Raw genomic sequence first — 16,598 nt, forward strand, 5'->3', positions numbered from 1 at the left:
GTCAAAATATGGCAGGGGGAAGGGATTGGGAATGGGGATGCGGTCAGAGGTCAGCGGTCGAAGTCCAGTTCCACCTTCTCCGTGGTGGCGTGGGACTGGCAGGCCAGTACATATCCCGCGTCCAACTCCTCCTGTTCCAAGGCGAAGTTGCGGTCCATCCGCACCTCGCCCGACACCAGGAACGCGCGGCAGGTGCCGCAGACGCCGCCCTTGCAGGCGTAGGGCGCGTCGGCGCGGTTGCGCAGCACCGTCTCCAGCAGCGTTTCCCCGTCGCGCACGGGCCAACTGCCGCTGCGGCCGTCCAGCTTGGCGGTCACCTTGCTGTGGGTGAGGGCCGTCGCCTTGTCCGCTTGCGGGGCTGTGGTGCCCGTCGGGATCTCCTCCACATGGAAGATCTCCTCGTGGATCCGCTCGCGCGGGACGTCCAGGGCGCGCAGTGCCCGCTCCGCGCCCTCCACCAGCCCATGGGGGCCGCACAGGAACCAGCCGTCGACCGCGCCTACCGGCAGCAGCGCGGGCAGCAGCCGGGTCAGCCGCTCCTCGTCCAGCCGGCCGGAGGCGGGCCCGGCCTGCTGCTCCTCGCGGGAGAGGGTCTGTACGAGCTGGAGCCGGTCGGGGTAGCGGTCCTTGAGGTCGGCGACCTCGTCGAGGAACATCGTCGAGGCGGTGGTGCGGTCGCTGCGTATCAGGCAGAACCGGGCCTCCGGCTCGCTCGCCAGCAGGGTCGAGACGATGCTGAGGACGGGCGTGATCCCACTGCCGCCGACGATCGCGGCGAAGCGGCCGGGCCGGGGCCGCAGCACGAACCGTCCGGCCGGGGCCATCACCTCCACGGTGTCCCCCGCGGTCAGCTCCTTGAGGGCGTATGTCGAGAACGCCCCGCCGTCCACCAGCCGTACCGCGACCCGTAGCGTCTCGGGCCCGTCGGGGCCGGGGGCCCGGCCGCAGATGGAGTAGGTGCGGCGTATCTCCATGCCGTCCACGGTCCGGCGGAGGGCGAGGTGCTGGCCGGGCGCGTGCCGGAAGCCGGCGCGCAGGGCGGGCGGGACCGCGAGGGTGACGGCGACCGAGTCGTCGGTGAGGGGCTCGACGGCCGTCACTCGCAGCGGGTGGAAGGCGCCATGGCGGGCCGCTGCCATCACAACTCCTTGAAGTGGTCGAACGGTTCGCGGCATGCCTCGCAGCGGCGCAGCGCCTTGCAGGCGGTGGAGGAGAAACGGCTCAGCAGCGTGGTGTCGGTGGACCCGCAGTGCGGGCACCGAATGGCCAGGCCGACCATGACAGGGCCTTTGGCCCCCGTCGGCCCCGGTGGCGCGATGCCGAACTCCTCCAGTTTGCGGCGGCCTTCGGCCGTGATGTCGTCGGTGGACCAGGGCGGGGAGAGGACCCTGCGGACGGTGACCTCGGCCTGCCCCTGTTCATTGAGCACGCGCTCGATGTCGGCGGACATCGCCTCGACGGCGGGGCAGCCGGTGTAGGTGGGGGTGAGCTCCACCTCGACCCTGCCGGGGCCGGTGACGCGCAGCCCGCGCAGGACGCCCAGCTCGGCCAGGGTGAGCACGGGCAGCTCGGGGTCGGGGACTGACCCGGCCAGGGCCAGGAGCTCTTCTTCGAGGCGGGAGACGGGGGCTCCCGCGGACGTGCTCACCATGTCGCCCCCGGGTGGCTGCGGTGCAGATGCTGCATCTCCGCGAGCATCCGCCCGAACGGCTCGGTGTGGATGCCCTGCCGGCCCGCGCCCGCCGTCCACCCGCCGGCCTGGGGGCCCTCGGGCAGGGTCAGCGTGGCGCGCCGGAGGATGTCGGTCACGGAGGTCAGCCAGCCGTCGCGGAGCGCGGCCGGATCGACCGGCAGTCCTTCCACGGGCTCGAAGAGCTCGCCCGTGAACCGCCACAGGGCGTCGAGGGCGCGCTGCATCCGGGAGTGGCTCTCCGCCGTGCCGTCGCCGAGCCGCAGGGTCCAGTGCTCGGCGTGGTCCCGGTGGTAGGCGACCTCTTTGACGGCCTTCGCCGCGACCGGCGCGAAGGGCGACTCCCCGTCGACCGCCAGCCGCTCGTACAGCAGTTGCTGGTAGGTGGAGAAGAAGAGCTGGCGGGCGATGGTGTGGGCGAAGTCGCCGTTGGGCTGTTCGACGAGCTGGACGTTGCGGAAGGCGCGCTCCTCGCGGAGGTAGGCGAGCTCGTCCTCGTCGCCCACGAGGGAGAGCAGGACGCGGGCCTGGCCGAGCAGGTCGAGCGCGATATTGGCGAGGGCGACCTCCTCCTCCAGCACGGGGGCGTGCCCGGCCCACTCGCCCAGCCGGTGGGAGAGCACCAAGGCGTCGTCGCCGAGGGAGAGGGCGGCGGTCGCGGGGGCCTGTACGGGGGCGGTCACAGGTGCTTCACCCCCTCCGGGATGTCGTAGAACGTCGGGTGGCGGTAGGGCTTGTCGGCGGCGGGCTCGAAGAAGGGGTCCTTCTCGTCCGGCGAGGAGGCGGTGACGGCCGTGGACGGCACCACCCAGATGGAGACGCCTTCGGAGCGCCGGGTGTAGAGGTCGCGGGCGTTACGCAGGGCCATCTCGGCGTCCGGGGCGTGGAGGCTGCCGGCGTGGGTGTGGGACAGGCCCCGCCTGCTGCGTACGAACACTTCCCACAGGGGCCAGTCGGTGCCGGTCATGCTGTCGCCTCTCCGTGTTCGGCCGCGTGCTTGGTGGCGTACGCGGCGGCTGCCTCGCGGACCCAGGCGCCCTCTTCATGGGCTCTGCGGCGCTGGGTGATCCGCTGTTCGTTGCACGGGCCGTTGCCGCGGAGGACCTCGTGGAACTCGTCCCAGTCGATGGCGCCGAAGTCGTGCTGGCCGCGCTCCTCGTTCCACCGGAGGTCCGGGTCGGGGAGGGTGAGGCCCAGGGACTCGGCCTGGGGGACGCAGATGTCCACGAAGCGCTGGCGCAGCTCGTCGTTGGAGTGCCGCTTGATCTTCCAGGCCATGGACTGCGCGGAGTGCGCGGACTCGTCGTCGGGCGGGCCGAACATCATCAGGGACGGCCACCACCAGCGGTCCACCGCGTCCTGCGCCATCGCGTGCTGGGCCTCGGTGCCCCGGCTGAGGGCGAGCAGCAGCTCGTAGCCCTGGCGCTGGTGGAAGGACTCCTCCTTGCAGATGCGGACCATGGCCCGGGCGTAGGGGCCGTAGGAGCAGCGGCAGAGGGGGACCTGGTTGGTGATGGCGGCGCCGTCCACGAGCCAGCCGATGGCGCCGACGTCCGCCCAGGTCAGGGTGGGGTAGTTGAAGATCGAGGAGTAGCGCTGGCGGCCGGCGTGGAGCTTGTCGAGCAGCTCGTCGCGGCCGGTGCCGAGGGTCTCGGCGGCGCTGTAGAGATAGAGGCCGTGGCCGGCCTCGTCCTGCACCTTGGCCATGAGGATCGCCTTGCGGCGCAGCGAGGGCGCGCGGGTGATCCAGTTGGCCTCGGGCTGCATGCCGATGATCTCGGAATGCGCGTGCTGGGCGATCTGCCGGACGAGCGTGGCGCGATAGGCGTCGGGCATCCAGTCGCGTGGCTCGATGCGCTCGTCGGAGGCCACGGCGGCTTGGAACACCGCCTCCAGCGCTTCCGTCTCCGGCGCCGTCGTGGTCATGCCGTGCCCCCTCGCCTCGATGACTCTCCCTACCGACCGATCGTTCGGTTCAATGGTGGGGCGAGCCCCAGACCCTGTCAAGCCTGTGGATAACCCGCGGGCGGCTGGGCCTCGTGGGGCCACGTCGGTACGGTTCGGGTGCACGCCGGGGCACTCGGGCGCCCGGCGGCGCGCCATGGGCGCATGGACCGGCGGACACGGAATCGGGGCGGGGCGATGGAGACGGACGAGGCGCGCGAGCGGGCCGGCGGCACCGCCGGGCCGGAAGGCCTGTCCCTGCCGTCACGCGTCGTCATCGCCGTGGGCGTCGTGGTGGTGACGATGGCGGTCGCGGTGCACCTGACGATGATGTTCCTGCACGTGGCGCCGCCGAACACGGTCAGCAAACAGCACGCGGCGGAGATAGACGACTACGTCTACCCGGAGTTCGAGCAGAACTGGAAGTTCTTCGCCCCCAACCCGCTCCAGCAGAACGTCGCCGTCCAGGCGCGCGCCGAGCTGACCGGCCCGGACGGCCGGACCACCGTCACCCCCTGGGCCGACCTGTCGGCCCGCGACGGCGCCGACATACTCCACAACCCCGTCCCCAGCCACACCCGGCAGAACGAGCTCCGCCGCGCCTGGGACTTCTACGCGGGCACCCACGACGCCCAGGAGCACCCCAGCGGCCTGCGCGGCCGCCTCGCCGAGCAGTACGTCCGCCGCATCGCCGTCTCCCGGCTGGGCGCGATCCAGGACGGCCACCCGGTCGAACGCGTCCAGGTGCGGTCCGTGTCCACCCCCATCGCGCCTCCGCCCTGGAGCGACGAGAAGGCCGACACCAAGCCGGTGTACCGGGTGCTGGGCTGGTGGCCGGTGACCACCGCCGATCTCGCGGAGGCGAGGAACCGATGACCGCTTCACTCTCGCGCGCTCTCGCCCGCGTCACCGGCGCCTCCCTGGGCCCCTATCAGACGGCCCTCCTGCGGATCGGCCTCTCCTTCACCTGGCTGTGCTACCTGCTCCGCGAATGGCCCAACCGTCATGAGCTCTACGGGCCGAACGCCCCCTGGAGCTGGGGGATGGCCCACGAACTCACCGGCGACAACCACGCCTTCACCGCGCTGATGTGGTCCGACAGCCCCGTGTGGTTCGAGACCGTCTACGCGCTGGCCATCGTCTTCAGCGCCCTGCTGATGCTCGGGTGGCGCACCCGGACCATGTCGGTCCTCTCCATGCTCGGTGTGCTGTCGCTCCAGAACCGCAGCGTGTTCATCGGGGACGGCGGCGACAACGTCGTCCATCTGATGGCGCTCTACATGGTCCTGACCCGCTGCGGCCAGGTCTGGTCCCTCGACGCCCGGCGCGCGGCACGCCGGAAGCGGGAGGGCGCCGAGGGCGACGAGAACGGCCAGGGGTTTGGCGCGGGCTCGTGGGACCTGACGGGCGTCGTGCTGTGGGTGGTGTGCGGGCTCGGGCTCGTCCTCGCGCAGTTCCTGGGCGACGACCGCATGTCCTGGACCGGAGAAGGACCGTTGCCCGGCCTCTCCTGGCCCGTCGCCCTGTGGGGGCTGTGGGCCGTCCAGGGACTGTGGTGGGCCGTGCGACGTCACGCCCCCGGGGAGCCGCGCGCCGTGCTCGACGCGCTGGCCCATCTGGCGCACAACGGCGCCCTGTTGGTGATCATGGCGGAGGTCTGTCTGATCTACGCCACGGCCGGCTGGTACAAGGTCCAGGGAACGCGCTGGCAGGACGGCACCGCGCTGTTCTACCCGATGCACATCGACTACTTCTCGCCCTGGCCCTGGCTCTCCCACACCCTCGCCGCCAGCAGCCTCGTCGTCCTGCTGCTCAGCTACGGCACGGTGGCCGTCCAGGTCGCGTTCCCCTTCACCCTGCTCAACCGGCGGGTGAAGAACGTGCTGCTGGCGCTGATGATGGCCGAGCACCTCGGCATCGCCGTGCTGCTGGGCCTGCCCTTCTTCTCCCTCGCGATGATCGTCGCGGACGCGGTGTTCCTGCCGACGTCCTTCCTGCGCCGACTGGAGGGCGCCCGGCGTCTCCTGCCCCTGCCCCTGGCCCGCTGGCGGCCGGAGCCGGTGGGGTCCTGCCCCGCTCCCCGGACCCCGGCCGAGGAGGCCGACGGCCCGGCCGACGGCTCGGCGGGCGGGCCGGCCGCCGTGCCGGGGCCCGGCCGGCGGACCGTAGGCTGAGGTCCATGACCCAGGACGATCCCGGCACCGCCGCGCTGCGGCGGTGGGCCGCCGACGCGCCCGGCGCCGTGCTGCTCGACGGCTTCCACGCGCTCAAGCACGCCCTGCGCTTCGGGGCGCCCGTGGGGCCCGCCCTCACCAGCGACAAGGCCTCCGTCCTGGCGCTCTCCGCCGACCTGGCCGGCGATCTGACGGACACCCTCGACGACCTCCTGGTGGAGGTGCCTGCGGCGACGCTGCGGGAACTCGTGCCCAGGATCCACCCCACGGGCGTGGCCGCCCTGGCCGCGCGCCGGGACCGCCGGACCAACCTCGACACGCTGGCGCGGCGGCCCCGGCCGGCGCCCGTCGTCGTCCTGGACAACCCGCGCAACCTCGGCAACGTCGGGGCGGTGGTCCGGCTGGCGGCCGGCTTCGGCGCGACCGGCGTGGTCACCACCGGGGACATCGACCCCTGGCACCCCAACGCCGTGCGGTCGGGGGCCGGGCTGCACTACGCGACGGCCGTGGAACGGCTGCCGGCCGATGAGCTGCCCCCGGGGCCGCTGTACGTCCTGGACCCGGAGGGGGACGACATTCGCGGCGTCCCCCTGCCCGACGACGCGCTGCTCGTGTTCGGGTCGGAGCGGCACGGGGTCTCGGCGGAGCTGCGGGGCAGGGCGGACCGGTTGGTCGCCCTGCCGATGCGGCCGCAGGTGTCCAGCTACAACCTGGCCACGAGCGTGGCGATGGCGCTGTTCCACTGGGGTGGGAGCGAGGGCGGGGCGGCGCCCACGGCGGGCTGAGCCCCGGCCCCCGGCCGGCTCAGGCCTGGCGGCGTACCTCCACCGTGCGGAAGCGGGTGGCGACGAAGGCGCTGTCGCACAGGACCGCGTTGGCCGAGGGGTTGCCGCCCGAGCCGTGGAAGTCGGAGAACGCGGCCGTCTGGTTGACGTACACCCCGCCGGTGAGATTGAGGGAGAGCTGGGCGCACTCCTCCAGGCAGGCGTCCTCGATCAGCCGCTCGGCATCGGCCGAGGTCGTGTACGCCCCGACCGTCATCGCGCCCTTCTCCCGCACCGTGCGGCGCAGCAGCTCCACCGCGTCGGCGATGGAGCCGACCGCCACCGCGAAGGACACCGGGCCGAAGCACTCCGAGAGATAGGCCGCCTCGGCGTCCGGCTTGGCACCGTCGAGCTTGACGATGACCGGGGTGCGGACCGTGGCGCCGGGGAAGTCGGGGTTGGCCACGGTACGGGAGGCGAGAGCGACCTCGCCGAGCTGCGCGGCGGCGTCGATGCGGGCCTTGACCTGGTCGTTGACGATGGCGCCGAGCAGGGCGTTGGCCCGGGCGTCGTCGCCCAGGAGCCGCTCGACGGCCGTGGCGAGGTCGGCGACGAGCTCGTCGAAGGACTTGTGCCCGGCGTCCGTGGCGATGCCCTCGCGCGGGATGAGCAGGTTCTGCGGGGTGGTGCACATCTGGCCGCTGTAGAGGGACAGCGAGAAGGCCAGGTTGGAGAGCATGCCCTTGTAGTCGTCGGTGGAGTCGACGACGACGGTGTTGACGCCCGCCTTCTCCGTGAAGACCTGCGCCTGGCGGGCGTTGGCCTCCAGCCAGTCGCCGAAGGCGGTGGAGCCCGTGTAGTCGATGATGCGGATCTCCGGCCGGACGGCCAGGGACTTGGCGATGCCCTCGCCGTCCCGCTCGGCGGCCAGCGCGACCAGGTCGGGGGAGAAACCGGCCTCGGCCAGCACCTCGCGGGCGACACGCACGGTCAGGGCGAGCGGCAGTACCGCGCGCGGGTGGGGCTTGACCAGGACGGCGTTGCCGGTGGCCAGCGAGGCGAACAGACCCGGGTAGCCGTTCCACGTGGGGAAGGTGTTGCAGCCGATGAGCAGGGAGACGCCGCGCGGCACGGCGGTGAACTGCTTGTTCAGCTTCAGGGGATCGCGCTTGCCCTGCGGCTTGACCCACTCGGCGGTCTCCGGGGCGGCGCCCGTCTGCTCGGCGTAGGCGTAGGCGACGGCCTCCAGGCCGCGGTCCTGCGCGTGCGGCCCGCCGGCCTGGAAGGCCATCATGAACGCCTGGCCGCTGGTGTGCATCACCGCGTGCGCGAACTCGTGCGTCCGGGCGTTGATCCGGGCCAGGATCTCCAGACAGACCGCCGCCCGCGTCTCCGGGCCCGCCTCCCGCCACGCGGGCATCGCCGCGCGCAGCGTGGGCAGGAGGACGTCGACATCGGCGTGCGGATACTCGATGCCCAGCTCGAAGCCGTACGGCGAGACCTCCGAGCCCGTCCAGCCGTCGGTGCCGGGCTGGTCCAGCTCGAAGCGCTTGCCGCGCTGCGCGTCGAAGGCGGCCTGGCCCTCGGCGGCGCCCAGGCTGCCGGGCGCGCCCTCGGGCCCGTAGGCCTTCGGGTGCTCGGCGTGCGGGGACCAGTACGCGCGCGAACGGATGGCGTCCAGGGCCTGGTCAAGAGTGGGGCGGTGCTTCTCGATCAGCTGGGCGGTGGTGAGTCCGGCGGTCACGTCAGACCAACTCCTCGTCGAGCGGGGCTCCGATACGGGGGATCAGACGCGCCCCCGGTGGATACAGTAACCGAACGATCGGTCGGGGCAAGGGGGCCCGGCGAACCTGTGGACAACTCATCGGGGAGGATCACTGTCATGACCGCAATCGACCCGGCCCGAGCCGTCGCCGTCGTCGGCACCGGCACCATGGGCCAGGGCATCGCCCAGGTCGCCCTGGTCGCGGGCCACCCCGTACGGCTGTACGACGCGGTGCCCGGCCAGGCGGAGGAGGCGGCCCGGGCGATCGCCGCCCGGCTCGGCCGCCTGGTGGACAAGGGCAGGCTCGACGCGGCCGGCCGGGACGCGGCTCTCGCCCGTCTGCGGCCCGCCGCGCGGCTCGCCGAACTCGCCGACTCCGCGCTCGTCATCGAAGCGATTGTGGAGCGGCTGGACGCCAAACAGAAGCTCTTCCAGGAGCTGGAATCGGCCGTCGCCGACGACTGCCTGCTCGCCACCAACACCTCGTCCCTGCCGGTGACCGCCGTCGCCGGGGCGCTGCGCCTGCCCGGCCGCTTCGTCGGCCTGCACTTCTTCAACCCCGCGCCGGTGCTCCCCCTCGTCGAGGTCGTACGCGGCCGCGCCACCGACGACGCGGCCGCCGAGCGGGCCCGGGCCACCGTCGCCGCGTGGGGCAAGACCCCCGTGGCCTGCGCCGACACCCCGGGCTTCATCGTGAACCGCCTCGCCCGGCCCTTCTACGCCGAGGCCTTCCGCGTGTACGAGGAGCGGGGCGCCGACCCCGCCACCATCGACGCCGTGCTCCGGGAGAGCGGCGGCTTCGCGATGGGCCCCTTCGAGCTGACCGACCTCATCGGCCAGGACGTGAACGACGCCGTCACCCGTTCGGTCCACGAGGCGTTCTTCCACGACCCGAAGTTCACGCCGTCGCTGGCCCAGGGGAGGCTCGTACAGGCCGGGCTGCTGGGCCGGAAGGCCGGCGCGGGATGGTTCCCGTACGCCGACGGGGCGGAGAGGCCCGAGCCGAGCACGGCGGAGCCCTGCGAGGCCCCTGCGGAGATCGGTTGGCACGGCCCGGTGCCGCCCGTCTGCGCGCCACTGCGCGCCATGATCGAGGAGGCGGGCGTCAAGGTCGTACGGGACAGCACGCCGCACGAGCCCGAGTGGTACATCGGGCTGCCCGGCGGCACGCGGCTCACGCTCACCAAGGGCGAGGCCGCCACCCCGCAGAACGGTGAGACGACCATCCACTTCGACCTCGCGCTCGACTACCGCTCCTGCACCCGGGTCGCCCTCGCCCCGTCCCGGAAGGCGCCGGAAGCAGACGTGCGCGCCGCCGTCGGCCTGTTCCAGGCGCTCGGCAAGAAGGTCAGCGTCATCGACGACGTCCCGGGCCTGATCGTCGCCCGCACGGTGGCCATGCTCGTCGACTTCGCCGAGGACGCCGCCGCCCGGGGCGTCGCGAGCCGTGAGGACATCGACACGGCCATGAGGCTCGGCGTGAACTATCCGCGCGGACCCCTGGAGTGGGGCCGGGAGCTCGGCCTGGAACGGATCCGGAACATCCTGTGGGGGCTGGACCAGGAGTACCCCGGCGGCCGCTACCACCCGTCCCTGTCCCTCCGCCGCCGTGCGGCCGTCGAAGAGAGCCTGCTGTAATCATGACCATGGCCAAGCGCGACACCTACACGCCCGAATCGCTGCTCGCGGTCGCCGTCAAGGTGTTCAACGAGCGGGGCTACGACGGCACCTCCATGGAGCACCTCTCCAAGGCGGCCGGGATCTCCAAGTCCTCGATCTACCACCACGTCAAGGGCAAGGAGGAGCTGCTGCGGCTCGCCATAAGCCGTGCGCTGGACGGCCTCTTCGCGGTCCTGGACGAGCCGGGCGCCACCGGCGGGCGGGCGGTCGAGCGGCTGGAGTACGTCACCCGGCGGACCGTCGAGGTGCTGATCGCGGAGCTGCCCTATGTGACGCTGCTGCTGCGCGTACGGGGCAACACGGACACCGAGCGCTGGGCAATGGAGCGGCGGCGCGATTTCGACCACCGCGTCGCCGGGCTGCTGAAGGAGGCCGCCGTCGACGGTGACCTCCGGCAGGACGTGGACGCCCGGCTGGCGACCCGGCTGCTCTTCGGAATGATCAATTCGGTCGTGGAGTGGTACCGGCCGGATCGGGGCGGGGCCGCCACGAGCGACGAGGTGGCCGACGCGGTGGTCCACACGGCCTTCGCGGGCCTGCGCACCTACCGCTGACGCCTCCGCCGACCACCGCCCGCCGTCGGCCGCCGCACCGCGCCCCCCGGGCGCCTTAGCGGCCGTCGTCGAGCGGGCGGTCCTCCTTGAGGTCCGTCTCCTCGAAGACCAGCAGCGTCCGAGTGCTCAGGACCTCTTCGATCGCCTGGATACGGCTCAGGACGAGCTCGCGCAGGGCGCGGTTGTCCTTGGTGTGGACGAGCAGCAGGACGTCGAAGTCCCCGCTCACCAGGGCGATGTGGGCGGCGCCCGGCAGCTCCCGGAGCTTTTCGCGGACCGTGCGCCACGAATTCTGGACGATCTTCAACGTGATGTAGGCCGAGGCGCCCTGCCCGGCCCGCTCCTGGTCGATCCGGGCGCCGAACCCCTTGATCACGCCGTCGTCGATGAGCCGGTTGATCCGCGCGTAGGCGTTGGCCCGCGACACGTGCACCCGCTCGGCCACGGACCGTATCGAGGCCCGGCCGTCCGCCTGGAGCATGCGCAGGATCGAGCGGTCTATGTCGTCGAGCGGGCGGGCGGGCGGTCTGCCGCCCGAAGTGGCCATCTGTTCGTCCGGCATACCGCCCTGCCTCCCCTTCATGGACGTCCTGCCCATATCTCAGGTTGTGGAGAACCGTTTGTCCACAGGCTCGGGTCGCCTGTAGCCAAAAAGTGCCGACGACCGAACAATCGGTAGGGAGAGCGCAGGACGCTTTCCGGTCAAGCTCGTCCCAAGAGGAGGTGCTCGCCATGACGGTTCTGGAGCAGCCCGGCTCGTACCGGCCCACCCCGCCCCCGGCCTGGCAACCCCGTACCGACCCCGCGCCGCTGCTGCCCGACGCGGAGCCGTTCCGGGTGCTCGGCACCCCGGCCGCGGACGGGTGCGACCCGGCACTTCTTCTGCGGCTGTACGGACAGCTCGTACGCGGCCGCCGCTACAACACGCAGGCCACCGCGCTGACGCGGCAGGGCCGGCTCGCTGTCTACCCCTCCTCCACAGGTCAGGAGGCCTGTCAGGTCGCCGCGGCCCTGGCCCTGGAGCCCCGGGACTGGCTCTTCCCCAGCTACCGGGACACCCTCGCCGCCGTCGCCCGCGGTATGGACCCCGTGCAGGCCCTGACCCTGCTCCGCGGCGACTGGCACACGGGCTACGACCCGCATGAATACCGCGTCGCCCCGCTGTGCACCCCGCTGGCCACCCAGCTGCCGCACGCGGTCGGGCTCGCGCACGCCGCCCGCCTCAAGGGCGACGACGTCGTGGCCCTCGCCATGGTCGGCGACGGCGGCACCAGCGAGGGCGACTTCCACGAGGCGCTGAACTTCGCGGCCGTCTGGCGGGCCCCCGTCGTCTTCCTCGTGCAGAACAACGGCTTCGCCATCTCCGTCCCCCTCGCCAAGCAGACCGCCGCCCCCTCCCTGGCGCACAAGGCCGTGGGCTACGGCATGCCGGGCCGGCTCGTCGACGGCAATGACGCGGCCGCCGTCCACCAGGTCATGACCGAGGCGGTCCACCGGGCCAGGACCGGCGGCGGCCCCACCCTGGTCGAAGCCGTCACGTACCGCATCGAGGCACACACCAACGCCGACGACGCCACCCGCTACCGCAGCGACGTCGAGGTCGAGGCCTGGCGCGCCCACGACCCCATCGCCCTGCTGGAGCGCGAACTGCGCGACCGCGAGCTGCTCGACGACGACGCCATACGGGCCGAACAGGACGCCGCCGAACGCATGGCGGCCGATCTTCGCGAGCGGATGCACCAGGACCCGGTGCTCGATCCGATGGAACTGTTCACGCATGTTTACGTCGAGCAGACTGCCCAACTGCGCGAGCAGGCAGCACAATTGCGTGCTGAGCTGACCGCCGCGGGAGAGCTCCCGGGCGCCCGGGCGGGCGGCCCCCAGGAAGGAAGCCAGCGATGACCACCGCGTCCGTCGAAACCGGCCGCAGGCCCGCCAGCATGGCGCAGGCACTCGGCCGCGCGCTGCGCGACGCCATGGCCGAGGACCCGGCGGTCCACGTCCTCGGCGAGGACGTCGGCGCCCTCGGCGGCGTCTTCAGGATCACCGACGGGCTGGCCAAGGAGTTCGGCGAGGACCGCTGCACGGACACCCCTCTGGCCGAGGCCGGCATCCTCGGATCGGCCGTGGGCATGGCCATGTACGGACTGCGGCCCGTCGTGGAGATGCAGTTCGACGCCTTCGCCTACCCCGCCTTCGAGCAACTCGTCAGCCATGTCTCCCGGATGCGCAACCGCACGCGCGGAGCCATGCCCATGCCCATCACCGTCCGCGTCCCCTACGGCGGCGGCATCGGCGGCGTCGAGCACCACAGCGACTCCTCCGAGGCCTACTACCTGGCCACCCCCGGCCTCCATGTCGTCGCCCCGGCGACCGTCGCCGACGCCTATGGGCTGCTGCGCGCCGCGATCGCCTCCGACGACCCGGTGATCTTCCTGGAGCCCAAGCGGCTCTACTGGTCCAAGGCCGACTGGAACCCGGACCACCCCGACGACGTGCCGGGCATCGGCAAGGCGGTCGTCCGCAGACGAGGCACGTCCGCGACGCTCATCACCTACGGGCCGTCGCTGCCCGTCTGCCTGGAGGCCGCCGAGGCGGCCGTGGCGGAGGGCTGGGACCTGGAGGTCGTCGACCTCCGGTCGCTGGTCCCCTTCGACGAGGAGACCGTCTGCGCGTCCGTACGGCGGACCGGGCGCGCGGTGGTCGTCCACGAGTCGACCGGATTCGGCGGCCCGGGCGGGGAGCTGGCGGCCCGGATCACCGAGCGCTGTTTCCACCACCTGGAGGCGCCGGTGCTGCGCGTCGCGGGCTTCGACATCCCGTACCCGCCGCCGATGCTGGAGAAGCACCATCTGCCGGGCGTGGACCGGGTCCTGGACGCGGTGGCACGGCTGCAATGGGAATCGCAATGGACCCCTGACGAATATGAGAGTGGTGCGCGCTGATGGCGGTGGTGCGCGAGTTCACGCTGCCCGACCTGGGCGAAGGTCTCACGGAGGCGCAGGTCGTCCGCTGGCTGGTGAAGATCGGCGACGTGGTCGCCGTCGACCAGCCCGTGGTCGAGGTCGAGACGGCCAAGGCGATGGTGGAGGTGCCCTGCCCCTACGGGGGCGTGGTCACCGCCCGCTTCGGCGAGGAAGGGGAGGAACTCCCCGTCGGAGCAGCGCTGCTGACCGTGGCGGTCGGGGAGACGGCGCCCACGGGCGGCGCGGGTGGCGCGGACGCCGCGCCTTCGGCCGGCCCGGCGGCCGTCGAGGCGTCCCCGGGTGACCGCGGCGAAGCCGCCGGGGTCACCACCGGGGCCAAGGCCAACGGCGAGGAGGGCTCGGGCAATGTGCTGGTCGGCTACGGCACCCAGGCCCCCGTGGCGCGCCGCCGCCGGGTCAGGCCGCAGGCCCGCGAGACCGAACGCCCGGCCGAACGGGCACCGGCGCCCACGGCCGTGGCGGTGATCTCCCCGCTCGTCCGGCGCCTCGCCCGCGAGCGCGGCGTGGACCTGACCCGGGTCCGGGGCACCGGCCCCGACGGGCTGATCCTGCGCGCCGACGTCGAGGAGGCGGCGCTCACCGCACTCACCGCGCACGCCCCCCGCACGGCACCCGTGGGCCAGACGACGCGGCACGCCGCCCGCCCCGAAGGGGCCCGGCCCGCCCGCCGCGCCTCCGGCGGGCGACGGGTGCCCGACGGCCTGCGCGTACCGCTGCGCGGCGTACGCGGCGTGGTCGCCGAGAAGCTCAGCCGCAGCCGTCGCGAGATACCCGACGCCACATGCTGGGTGGACGCGGACGCCACCGAACTGCTGGCCGCGCGCCGGGCGATGAACGCCTCCGGCGGCGCCAAGGTGTCCCTGCTCGCCCTGCTGGCCCGGATCTGCACGGCGGCGCTCGCCAAGTACCCCGAGCTCAACGCGACCGTGGACACCGAGGCCCAGGAGATCGTCCGGCTGCCGGACGTCCATCTGGGCTTCGCCGCCCAGACCGATCGCGGCCTGGTCGTGCCCGTGGTGCGCGATGCCAACGCGCGCAACGCGGTCGAACTGTCCGTCGAGATGGCCCGGCTCACCGAGGCTGCGCGGGCGGGCAAGATCAGTCCGGCCGAGCTGGCCGGCGGCACGTTCACCCTCAACAACTACGGGGTGTTCGGCGTCGACGGCTCCACGCCGATCATCAACCATCCCGAGGCGGCCATGCTGGGGGTCGGCCGCATAGCCCCCAAGCCCTGGGTGCACGAGGGGGAGTTGGCCGTGCGGCACGTGGTGCAGCTGTCCTTCACCTTCGACCACCGGGTGTGCGACGGCGGCACGGCGGGCGGCTTCCTGCGGTACGTGGCGGACTGCGTGGAGCAGCCGGCGGTGCTGCTGCGGACGGTCTGATCCGGGCAGGCTGATCCGGTCGCTCTGATCCGAGCAGGCTGATCCGGGGCGGTCGTGGCAGAGTCGCCATACTCGACGGGTGACGGTATTCGACGCGGTAGTACTGGCCGGAGGTGCCGCCCGGCGGCTCGGAGGAGCGGACAAGCCCGCCGTGCGGGTCGGCGGCCGGGCGCTGCTCGACCGGGTGCTGGGCGCCTGCGCCGACGCCGGGCGGACCGTGGTCGTCGGCCCCCGGCGGCCCACGGTCCGGCCCGTGACCTGGGCTCTTGAGGACCCGCCCGGCGGCGGGCCCCTCGCGGGCCTGGACGCCGGGCTGCGCGAGGTCCGCGCGGAACGGGTGCTCCTGCTCTCGGCCGACCTGCCGTTCCTGGCGACGGGAGCGGTGCGGGGGCTGGTCGCCGCCCTCGACGACGGCGTCGCGGGTGCCGAAGGCGCGGTCCTCGTGGACGGGGACGGGCGGGAGCAGCCGCTGGTCGCCGCCTACCGGGCGGAGTCGCTGCGGCGGGAGCTCGGGCTGCTCGTCGCCGAGCACGGCACGCTCGTCGGGCTGCCGCTGCGGATGCTCACGGGTGAGCTGGCGCTCGCCCGGCTGCCCCACGCCGGCGCCTCCTTCGACTGCGACACCTGGGAGGACATCAGCGAGGCCCGCGCGCGCATCAGGGACGATAGGCATGTGCTGGATGAATGGATCTCCGCGGTCAAGGCCGAGCTGGGCATCGAACTCGACGTCGACAGAGCCGGTCTCCTGGACCTCGCGCGTGACGCCGCGCACGGCGTGGCCCGCCCCGCCGCGCCCCTGACGACCTTCCTCGTCGGATATGCCGCCGCGCTGCGGGGCGGGGGCGCGGAGGCCGTGGCCGATGCGGCCCGGGTGGCGGGTGCGCTGGCCGAGCGGTGGGCGGCGGAAGCGGAAGCGGAAACGGACGGGAAGCCGTCGTGAGCGCGGGCGAGCGCGGGCGCGTGGGTGGCCGGGACCGGGACGGCGAGGACGCGCTCGAGCGCGCCACGGAGGAGGCGCTGGCGCTGCTTGCCGGGGAGCGGCGGGATGCGGCGCGGGGCGTCCGTCCGGCCGAGACGGCTCAGGCGGCCGACCCGGCACGGGAGACCGCCCGGGGGCGGGAGGAGCGGTTCCGCTTCGACTTCGACGCGGATCCGTTCGCGGAACCGTTTGTACCGCCGGAGGCCGAGCGGGGGGTGGTGGATGCGGGGCGGCTTGATGTGCCGTTCGCGGGGGTGCGGTTTTACGACACGTTGCTCGCCCCTGACCCTCCCCTTCCCGAAACCGGGGCTGCGCCCCGGACCCCCTCCGCGTCGGCCGTCCCGATCCCCGCGCCCGGCAAGGAGCCGGACACCCGGCCCATGGCCGTGCACGGCTCCGCACGCCGTTCCGGCGCTCCGGCTTCGCCCGCCGACCAGTCCGGTGCCGATCCGGCCGTTCCGGCCGACCGCGGGCGTGCTGCGGCCAAGCCGAAGAAGCGCCCCGCGTCCGCCAAGCGGCGTCGTGCCGCTGTCGCGCCCGTAGACGCCGAGTCGGCCGATCCGTCCCGTGCGGCCACCGCCGCGACGGACTCCGCGACCGCCGACGCCGAGCCCGGCACCCCGCCCCGCGTCGCTGCGCCCGCCGACCCCACACCCGAGGAACCCCCCTCCCCCTC

16 protein-coding genes and 1 pseudogene are annotated in these 16,598 nt (G+C 73.1%); 10 read left to right on the forward strand and 7 right to left on the reverse strand.

Annotated elements, in window-relative coordinates; translation table 11 throughout:
• Positions 1–50: 50 nt before the first annotated feature.
• The 5 genes from RM609_RS28940 to paaA are packed head-to-tail and all read right to left on the reverse strand — an operon-like array spanning position 51 to position 3,616.
• Complete coding sequence (locus tag RM609_RS28940) at positions 51–1,139, reverse strand: 2Fe-2S iron-sulfur cluster-binding protein (RefSeq protein ID WP_311614654.1); 1,089 nt, start codon at positions 1,137–1,139, stop codon at positions 51–53.
• The gene (gene paaD / locus RM609_RS28945) at positions 1,139–1,651 is read right to left on the reverse strand and encodes a 1,2-phenylacetyl-CoA epoxidase subunit PaaD (RefSeq protein WP_311614656.1); all 513 of its coding nucleotides are present in this window, start codon (positions 1,649–1,651) and stop codon (positions 1,139–1,141) included. Before paaD ends, RM609_RS28940 begins: the two co-directional genes overlap by 1 nt.
• Positions 1,645–2,373: a 1,2-phenylacetyl-CoA epoxidase subunit PaaC gene (gene paaC / locus RM609_RS28950; RefSeq protein WP_311614657.1), complete on the reverse strand. Its 729-nt coding sequence runs from the start codon at positions 2,371–2,373 to the stop codon at positions 1,645–1,647. The genes paaD and paaC overlap by 7 nt, the downstream gene beginning before the upstream one ends.
• Complete coding sequence (gene paaB, locus RM609_RS28955) at positions 2,370–2,657, reverse strand: 1,2-phenylacetyl-CoA epoxidase subunit PaaB (RefSeq protein ID WP_126915001.1); 288 nt, start codon at positions 2,655–2,657, stop codon at positions 2,370–2,372. The genes paaC and paaB overlap by 4 nt, the downstream gene beginning before the upstream one ends.
• The gene (gene paaA / locus RM609_RS28960; RefSeq protein ID WP_311614660.1) at positions 2,654–3,616 is read right to left on the reverse strand and encodes a 1,2-phenylacetyl-CoA epoxidase subunit PaaA; all 963 of its coding nucleotides are present in this window, start codon (positions 3,614–3,616) and stop codon (positions 2,654–2,656) included. The genes paaB and paaA overlap by 4 nt, the downstream gene beginning before the upstream one ends.
• 216 nt (positions 3,617–3,832) lie before the next feature.
• Between paaA and RM609_RS28965 the strand changes: the two genes are divergently transcribed.
• From RM609_RS28965 to RM609_RS28975, 3 genes are read left to right on the forward strand one after another with little or no spacing between them, the layout of a single operon-like run.
• Positions 3,833–4,510 carry a DUF5819 family protein gene (locus RM609_RS28965; protein WP_311614662.1) on the forward strand — a complete coding sequence of 226 codons (678 nt, stop codon included), beginning with the start codon at positions 3,833–3,835 and terminating at the stop codon, positions 4,508–4,510.
• On the forward strand, positions 4,507–5,808 hold the full coding sequence (locus tag RM609_RS28970; RefSeq protein ID WP_311614663.1) for an HTTM domain-containing protein: 1,302 nt from the start codon (positions 4,507–4,509) through the stop codon (positions 5,806–5,808). Before RM609_RS28965 ends, RM609_RS28970 begins: the two co-directional genes overlap by 4 nt.
• 5 nt (positions 5,809–5,813) lie before the next feature.
• Complete coding sequence (locus tag RM609_RS28975) at positions 5,814–6,593, forward strand: TrmH family RNA methyltransferase (protein WP_311614665.1); 780 nt, start codon at positions 5,814–5,816, stop codon at positions 6,591–6,593.
• Between the two features lie 19 nt (positions 6,594–6,612).
• Here the strand turns inward: RM609_RS28975 and paaN are convergent, their stop codons facing one another.
• The gene (gene paaN / locus RM609_RS28980; protein ID WP_311614667.1) at positions 6,613–8,316 is read right to left on the reverse strand and encodes a phenylacetic acid degradation protein PaaN; all 1,704 of its coding nucleotides are present in this window, start codon (positions 8,314–8,316) and stop codon (positions 6,613–6,615) included.
• Between the two features lie 138 nt (positions 8,317–8,454).
• Between paaN and RM609_RS28985 the strand changes: the two genes are divergently transcribed.
• Positions 8,455–9,975, forward strand: coding sequence for a 3-hydroxyacyl-CoA dehydrogenase (locus tag RM609_RS28985; protein WP_311614669.1), 1,521 nt, complete (start codon positions 8,455–8,457; stop codon positions 9,973–9,975).
• Positions 9,976–9,977: 2 nt separating this feature from the next.
• Positions 9,978–10,571 carry a TetR/AcrR family transcriptional regulator gene (locus RM609_RS28990; RefSeq protein ID WP_311614671.1) on the forward strand — a complete coding sequence of 198 codons (594 nt, stop codon included), beginning with the start codon at positions 9,978–9,980 and terminating at the stop codon, positions 10,569–10,571.
• A 55-nt stretch (positions 10,572–10,626) separates the two neighbouring features.
• Here the strand turns inward: RM609_RS28990 and RM609_RS28995 are convergent, their stop codons facing one another.
• On the reverse strand, positions 10,627–11,133 hold the full coding sequence (locus RM609_RS28995; protein WP_311614673.1) for an Lrp/AsnC family transcriptional regulator: 507 nt from the start codon (positions 11,131–11,133) through the stop codon (positions 10,627–10,629).
• A gap of 170 nt (positions 11,134–11,303) precedes the next feature.
• On the opposite strand from RM609_RS28995, the gene pdhA reads away from it, so the two are divergent.
• From pdhA to RM609_RS29020, 5 genes and pseudogenes are all read left to right on the forward strand, one after another.
• Entirely contained in the window at positions 11,304–12,473 is a 1,170-nt protein-coding gene (gene pdhA, locus RM609_RS29000; protein WP_311614674.1) for a pyruvate dehydrogenase (acetyl-transferring) E1 component subunit alpha, read from the forward strand.
• Positions 12,470–13,516, forward strand: coding sequence for an alpha-ketoacid dehydrogenase subunit beta (locus RM609_RS29005; protein ID WP_311614676.1), 1,047 nt, complete (start codon positions 12,470–12,472; stop codon positions 13,514–13,516). The genes pdhA and RM609_RS29005 overlap by 4 nt, the downstream gene beginning before the upstream one ends.
• The gene (locus tag RM609_RS29010) at positions 13,516–14,943 is read left to right on the forward strand and encodes a dihydrolipoamide acetyltransferase family protein (protein ID WP_311614678.1); all 1,428 of its coding nucleotides are present in this window, start codon (positions 13,516–13,518) and stop codon (positions 14,941–14,943) included. Before RM609_RS29005 ends, RM609_RS29010 begins: the two co-directional genes overlap by 1 nt.
• Positions 14,944–15,022: 79 nt before the next feature.
• Complete coding sequence (locus RM609_RS29015; protein WP_311614679.1) at positions 15,023–15,883, forward strand: NTP transferase domain-containing protein; 861 nt, start codon at positions 15,023–15,025, stop codon at positions 15,881–15,883.
• A pseudogene (locus RM609_RS29020) lies at positions 15,880–16,598 on the forward strand (hypothetical protein); the annotation flags it as partial. The gene RM609_RS29015 and the pseudogene RM609_RS29020, both read left to right, overlap by 4 nt.

It is taken from the genome of Streptomyces hesseae, from assembly GCF_031845785.1.
In the GTDB taxonomy this organism is placed as follows: Bacteria; Actinomycetota; Actinomycetes; order Streptomycetales; family Streptomycetaceae; genus Streptomyces; species Streptomyces hesseae.